This is a genomic window from Dyadobacter psychrophilus (assembly GCF_900167945.1).
GTDB lineage: Bacteria > Bacteroidota > Bacteroidia > Cytophagales > Spirosomataceae > Dyadobacter > Dyadobacter psychrophilus.
In genome coordinates this window covers 1-6083 of record NZ_FUZA01000023.1, presented here as the reverse complement: position 1 = coordinate 6083, position 6083 = coordinate 1, and the positions used below count along the sequence as shown (strand labels likewise).

The window sequence follows — 6083 nt, the reverse complement described above, 5'->3', positions numbered from 1 at the left end:
ACAGGCTTTAAAGCTTTTTTTCGATGATTTCTCTTGCAAGTCTGTGATCAAGCGCTAATTCCGCATACATGTGTTTAAGCCGACGATTCTCCTCCTTCAGTGCTTTCAATTCAGAAAGCTCCGAAGCCCCCATACCGCTATACTTTTTGCGCCAATTGTACAATGTCGCTTTTGATACGCCATTTTCACGGGCCACGTCGGCCGCTAGTTTGCCCGAATCCAAATCTTTGAGGATTTTGACGATCTGTGTTTCTGTGAATGTTTTTCCCTTCATAGCGGATTAAAATTAGAAAATTAGTCTAATTCATCACTGCTCTATTTTTGGGGAAGCGTACACCCTCAATCAAGATGTCAAATAACTTTATCAACAACGTTGCGCCCACCGCTTCACGGGCAACATTTGCCTGGACAGCAGTGCTAACGATTTTACTGGCAGCCTTTGCCTTTGCTACTTTACTAACTCATTCGAAGTCGGAAACAATCAAAAATAATGTTCAGGTATTACAGCTTGAAAAAGACAATTATCTTAAAATAGATACCTGTATCGCCATACTCTATGCAGCGGAGAACAACAGCCGCTTTTTTGTGGTCACCCAGGACTCAGCCTACATTTCAGCGTATAACAAACAATTGCAAGCAGTTGTCTGGATTTTAGGCCGGTACCAGGCTGAACGGGAGTATTCTAACCAATCGCTATCAAGGCTTGTTTTTGAGAAACGGCTTAAAGACCAGGAATTTATCAAGCTGCGTTTGATGGTCGATAGCCTGCTGGCTTTTTCATTAAACAATTTCGATGTGAGGGTTTCACATTCTGTAAGACCGGTCCAAAAAGTACACGCCGGTGTTAAAACACAAAGGTTGGATTCTACTATTTTACCCGAAAAAAGACATAAAAGAAAGCTGGTGAAAAGGCTTATTGATGCGATACGGGATGCCGATTCTGTTGATAACCACGTCTTAAAAACACGCAACACCACAATTTTGGACCAGGATTCAGTCAAGGTTTATCTGGAACCTTTGTCGATCCAAGGCCCTGTATCCATTCAAAAAGCACGACGTGATTTAAGCCTGGCAGAGCAAAGACTGTTATCTATCAATAGCGTTTTATTTGCCAACCTGAAAGATGCATTGCAAGAATTAAAAAACCAGGAGCAGCTGGAAATCAAAATATTACGGACAGCCTTGTTGGCTTCAACAAAAGCCAAATCAGAAGAAATGAGCATGCTGATGTGGACTAGTGTAGCCCTAGTTTTTATGCTGTCAGTCGTGATCATTTTCAACCTTGCAAAGCTTTACAAAAAGGACGCAACTATTCTTGCTTTTGCGGATGTGACGGCAAAGGCAAGCGCAAGAAAGGGGGAATTCCTTGCGCAGGTAACCCATGAATTCCGCACGCCGTTGAACTCCATCATTGGCTTCTCAAATCTGATCGACACTGAAAAACTTGCACACGACCAACAGATAAGTTTTGCCTCAATTAAAACAGCATCCCAGATGATGCTCATGCTTGTCAACGAAATACTGGATTTCTCAAAGTTTGAAAGCGCCAATATCATCTTATTGAAGGAACCGTTCAGGCCGGTCGACCTAATCGATGAAGCTGTTTCCATGTTGTCTGTTTTAGCCAATGAAAAAAGGATTTCACTCTTAAAGCAGCTTGATCCCAGCGGCACCGTTACCTTAATTGGGGACAATTTTCGAATAAAGCAGATTGTAGTCAATTTGATTTCCAATGCAATCAAGTTTACGCCAGAGCATGGGACCATAACGGTCAAGCTCCGGATGGAAAACCAAAACAAAGACAAGGGCACACTGGTTTTTAGTATCAAAGATTCCGGTGTAGGGATTGCCAAAGAACACTTAGGATCTATTTTTGAAAACTTCACCCAGATTTATAATGGCGATAGTAAAGCCCGGCAAGCTGGTACAGGTTTGGGATTGGCTATATGTAAACGAATTGTTGATTTATATGGAGGGCAAATTAAGGTAGAGAGCACATTGGGACAAGGCTCTGATTTTACCGTCCGCATCCCATTAGTAGTATCCAAGTCAGCAAGTATTGTACCGCAAAACAGCGAACCAAAAATTGATGCAACGGCCCTTCTTAAAGACAAAAAGCTGTTAATTGCAGATGATACAAAAATGAATTTGTTGCTGATAAGCAGGATCATCGACAAGCTTGGCGCATCTTACGATCTGGCTGAAAACGGTCAGGTGGCCTTTGAAATGTTTAAAGCAAACACCTATGACTTAATCATTACGGACATAGCAATGCCTATCATGGATGGCATCGAGCTTACAAAGCTGATCCGTGAGTATTATGTAAGCGAGAAGGCCAGGATTCCCGTGATCGGTTTTACAGGTTATATCGATGAAGACAACCTGGGCCAATTCCGGGCAGCAGGGATGAATGAGATCCTGCCCAAGCCCTTCGATGAAAACCACTTCATTGCCCTGTCGGGACGGCTGCTAAGGCTTGCTTAAAGCTGGACTTCAAAATGGTCTCCTAAAATTTGTCATCTGAATAATTGATAGCAGATCGTGGCCGCAACAGTCCGCCGTGACAATAATCGCCCTTACTTAAGGATAATTCGGATTGTTATTTCAATGTTATTTTCCTTGCCTAGCCTCCAAAGACAGGTCTGCGGACTCGGCAGTGGCTATTTCCTGCATAAGCAAAACGCACATGGCAACCCATCCAATCCCTGCAAACGGGAAATCAAAAATACTTTTCAATAGATTTCTAATTAGTGACAACGGCAAAAATTCAATAAACTGATAGGGACAATATCTAACATCCATCCGATCAAGCAAGCTCTTGTGCAGGCTGGAAAATGTACATCTGGCACGGAATTAGCTATACGTCAAGCAAAGCAAAATGCAAAGGACATTATGGGAAATAAAGCACTATTCGTACTGATTGACGACGATACGGACGATTACGAAATATTCAAGATGGCAATTAGCGATGTCAATAAACCATTGCAAAGCCTCTATTTTCCAGATTGCGAGTCCGCCCTGGCGCATTTCAGCCAACAGTCGGTTACGGCGCCCGGTTATGTGTTTGTAGATATTAACCTTCCCAAAACCAGCGGCGAAGAGTGCCTGCAACAGCTTCAAAGACTGAAAGCCTTTGATGATCCCTGTATTGTCATGTACTCATCGTCTATTCCTGAAGAATACAAGCCGCGGCTCAAGAAGATTGGCGTAAATAAATTTATTGAGAAAACAGGTTCGATACCACTGCTCGTCGATGAAATTCAGCACCTGATGCTAGCAGGGTAACATTTGTCAACGTTCTGTGAAATGATCCATCATTTATGGAGTAATTGCGCAGCAACCTGACCATGATCTAGTCATCTGTTGCAGATTTGTCATAAGAGATCAAAGCAGCGCACTGTCCAGAGAAAATCATAATAGCATTGGAAACGCTTACAGAAAGAATAGATCCATTTGCATAAGTTTGTGCAACCTGCTAATAAAAAAATAGACCAATTATGCATCAATTTCTGATTGAAGGCTTGCCCGAAGCCATTCTACAATTGGATAGTTCAGGGCACATAAGGTATTGTAATCGTGCTGCGCTACAGCTGACAGGGTACAGCCAGGGTGACATGCTGGGAAAACCGATACATATCCTCATGCAGGACCCAGACGACAAAATCAGGAATACCTATCAATTGAACTCCGCGCTTTCACATGGAAAAATCACGTTTCAGGGATGGAATCGCAAGTATGACGGTGAGCTGTATTGGGCGGAAACGATCCTAGCGGCCCTGTACCAGGACGATGGACAACCTGCCGGGTTTGGATGTATAGTCAGGGACGTTAGTGAGCAAAAATATAATGAAAAACTTCTGAGGGATAACGAGGAGCGCTTTCGGCTGCTTGTTGAAGGTGTCCAGGAATACGCCATCTATATGCTGGACATTGACGGTAATATTATCACCTGGAATGAAGGGGGCCAGAAGCTTACAGGGTATATATCGTCTGAGATTATCGGAAAACACTTTTCGACCTTTTATACGGCAAACGACCTGATAAATGAGAAACCAAAAGTTGAGTTAGACACAGCAATACGCACAGGGAAGTATGAAGAAGAAGGATGGAGGATAAAAAAAAATGGCGCCGTATTCTGGGCGAGCATCGTTCTAACTGCCGTTTATAACATTGATAATAAACTGATCGGTTTTTCAAAGGTTATCAAGGACCTGACCGAGCAAAACACCGAGGAAACTGCGTTAAGGCAAAGCGAAGAGCGTTACCGATTACTCGTCGACCAGGTTACAGACTACGCAATTTTCATGCTTGACGAAAAAGGTAGGATAGTGAGCTGGAACGAGGGGGCAAAACGGATTAAAGGTTACGAGCGCGAGGAAATCATTGGAAAGTATTTTTCGATATTTTATCCACAGGAAGATATTTTTGACGGCAAACCTTCCTACGAATTAAAAGTTGCCAGGCGGGACGGAAAATATGAAGAAGAAGGCTGGCGAATTAGAAAAGACGGTACAAGGTTATGGGCAAATGTTGTTATTACTGCGGTTTATGATGCAAACGGTGCTTTAAGGGGTTTCTCCAAAGTAACCCGCGATTTAACTGAGCGAAAAAAGGCCGAAGAAGCTGAAAAAGAGATATCGGATAAATATCGCCAGATGGCCTTAGAATTGGAAACGATTAATGAAGAACTGTCACGCACAAATACCGACCTTGAGCAATTCACTTCAATCGTCGCCCATGATCTGAAGGAACCGTTAAGGACCGTCAAAAGCTTTTTGCACTTAACCAGTGAGCGAATTTCAAAAGGTCAGGTGGATGGCATTGAAGGGTTTGTAAGTAAGTCACTTCTGGCAGCTGACCGGATGAAGGAGCTTATTGAAAACGTCCTTAATTATTCACAAGTCAGCAAAGGTCACCTTCAAACCGGCCCCTTGCTGCTGGACGACTTGGTTGATCACGTGAAGGAAAACCTCAAAGGGTCACTTGACAGGTCGGGGGCCGAAATTTTGTTCGATAGAAATGAAAATATTAATATTGTAGCTGACAAAGTCCAATTGGTGCAGCTACTGCAAAACTTGATCAGTAACGCTATCAAATTCACCGATGGGAAAAAGCCTGTAATTCATTTAAAACATCAACAAAAAGAGGAATATGCCATATTTTCAATATCCGATAATGGGATTGGGATAGACGTTGACAGCAGTGCAAAGATTTTTGACCCGTTTAGAAGGCTGCATGCTGCACGCAATTATCCAGGTGTGGGAATGGGGCTGGCTATATGTAAAAGGGTTGTCGAGCGCCACAATGGCCGGATTTGGGTGGAATCAAAACCCGGAGAAGGCAGTACCTTTCATTTTACGCTGTGGGAACAAAGGTGATACCATCTATGACACATGAAACAGTATAAAATTGTTATTGTCGAAAATGATGAAGATGAGCGCTTCTTTATCAAGCTAGCACTCGAAGAATTTAAGCATTTTCAGATCCTCGGTGAGTTTGTCAATGGGGACACGCTGTTTGAGTGGTTGGAAAAAAATCGTCAAAGATTGCCAGATATAATTCTCTCGGATTTGAACATGCCGGGCAAAAACGGTTATGACATCTTAACTTTTATTAACTCAGAGCCTGAGTTGGAGCGCATTCCTGTTATCATTACGTCTACTTCACCTGTCATCGCAGTCCGAGAAAAATGTCTCGCAATGGGTGCCATTGAATACATGGTTAAGCCAGAAATCTTCACTGACTACTGTATGTACCCCATTTTTCAGACAGCCATTTGTTGTTGTATTTCTTTTTTCAGCAGCAATTCTTTCCATTCAAAAGGGGTCATATTGCCGAGTCCTTCATGAGGTCTTCGCTGGTTATACTCTTCGATCCACTCCGCTGTTAATTGTCTGACCTGGTCAAGGTCGAAAAATAAATAGGCGTCCAATACTGCTTCTCTGTAAAGCCTATTAAACCGTTCAATGAACCCATTCTGCGTGGGTTTTCCTGGTTGGATAAACCGAGTTTCGATATTCCTAGCTGCACACCAAATTGCAAAATCCTTCGAGGTGAATTCTGGTCCGTTGTCCGACCTGATC

Annotated in this window: 7 protein-coding genes; 4 read left to right on the top strand and 3 right to left on the bottom strand. The window is 42.9% G+C overall.

Annotated elements, in window-relative coordinates:
- Nucleotides 1-7: 7 nt before the first annotated feature.
- Nucleotides 8-274 (bottom strand): transposase, encoded by a 267-nt coding sequence (locus B5X68_RS28420; protein WP_082218113.1) that lies wholly within the window; start codon nt 272-274, stop codon nt 8-10.
- Nucleotides 275-348: 74 nt separating this feature from the next.
- On the opposite strand from B5X68_RS28420, the gene B5X68_RS28415 reads away from it, so the two are divergent.
- The 4 genes from B5X68_RS28415 (at nt 349) to B5X68_RS28395 (ending at nt 5849) form a co-directional block, all read left to right on the top strand.
- Complete coding sequence (locus B5X68_RS28415) at nt 349-2484, top strand: hybrid sensor histidine kinase/response regulator (protein ID WP_082218156.1); 2136 nt, start codon at nt 349-351, stop codon at nt 2482-2484.
- A gap of 408 nt (nt 2485-2892) precedes the next feature.
- Entirely contained in the window at nt 2893-3285 is a 393-nt protein-coding gene (locus B5X68_RS28405; RefSeq protein WP_141110452.1) for a response regulator, read from the top strand.
- Nucleotides 3286-3497: 212 nt separating this feature from the next.
- Entirely contained in the window at nt 3498-5378 is a 1881-nt protein-coding gene (locus tag B5X68_RS28400; RefSeq protein WP_082218153.1) for a PAS domain S-box protein, read from the top strand.
- 15 nt (nt 5379-5393) lie between these two features.
- A complete protein-coding gene (locus B5X68_RS28395) occupies nt 5394-5849 on the top strand; it encodes a response regulator (protein ID WP_082218152.1) in 456 nt (151 codons plus the stop codon).
- Here the strand turns inward: B5X68_RS28395 and B5X68_RS28390 are convergent.
- Nucleotides 5765-5968, bottom strand: a complete 204-nt coding sequence (locus B5X68_RS28390) for an integrase core domain-containing protein (protein ID WP_374754827.1) — start codon at nt 5966-5968, stop codon at nt 5765-5767. The genes B5X68_RS28395 and B5X68_RS28390 overlap by 85 nt on opposite strands.
- On the bottom strand, nt 5887-6083 hold a 197-nt coding region (locus B5X68_RS29540; RefSeq protein ID WP_374754828.1), incomplete at its 5' end, for a hypothetical protein. The genes B5X68_RS28390 and B5X68_RS29540, both read right to left, overlap by 82 nt.

What these genes read in the sequence shown, in the direction of transcription:
- B5X68_RS28420 (WP_082218113.1), bottom strand. Translation starts at nt 274, where the DNA reads ATGAAGGGAAAAACATTCACAGAAACACAGATCGTCAAAATCCTCAAA.
- B5X68_RS28415 (WP_082218156.1), top strand. Translation starts at nt 349, where the DNA reads ATGTCAAATAACTTTATCAACAACGTTGCGCCCACCGCTTCACGGGCA.
- B5X68_RS28405 (WP_141110452.1), top strand. Translation starts at nt 2,893, where the DNA reads ATGGGAAATAAAGCACTATTCGTACTGATTGACGACGATACGGACGAT.
- B5X68_RS28400 (WP_082218153.1), top strand. Translation starts at nt 3,498, where the DNA reads ATGCATCAATTTCTGATTGAAGGCTTGCCCGAAGCCATTCTACAATTG.
- B5X68_RS28395 (WP_082218152.1), top strand. Translation starts at nt 5,394, where the DNA reads ATGAAACAGTATAAAATTGTTATTGTCGAAAATGATGAAGATGAGCGC.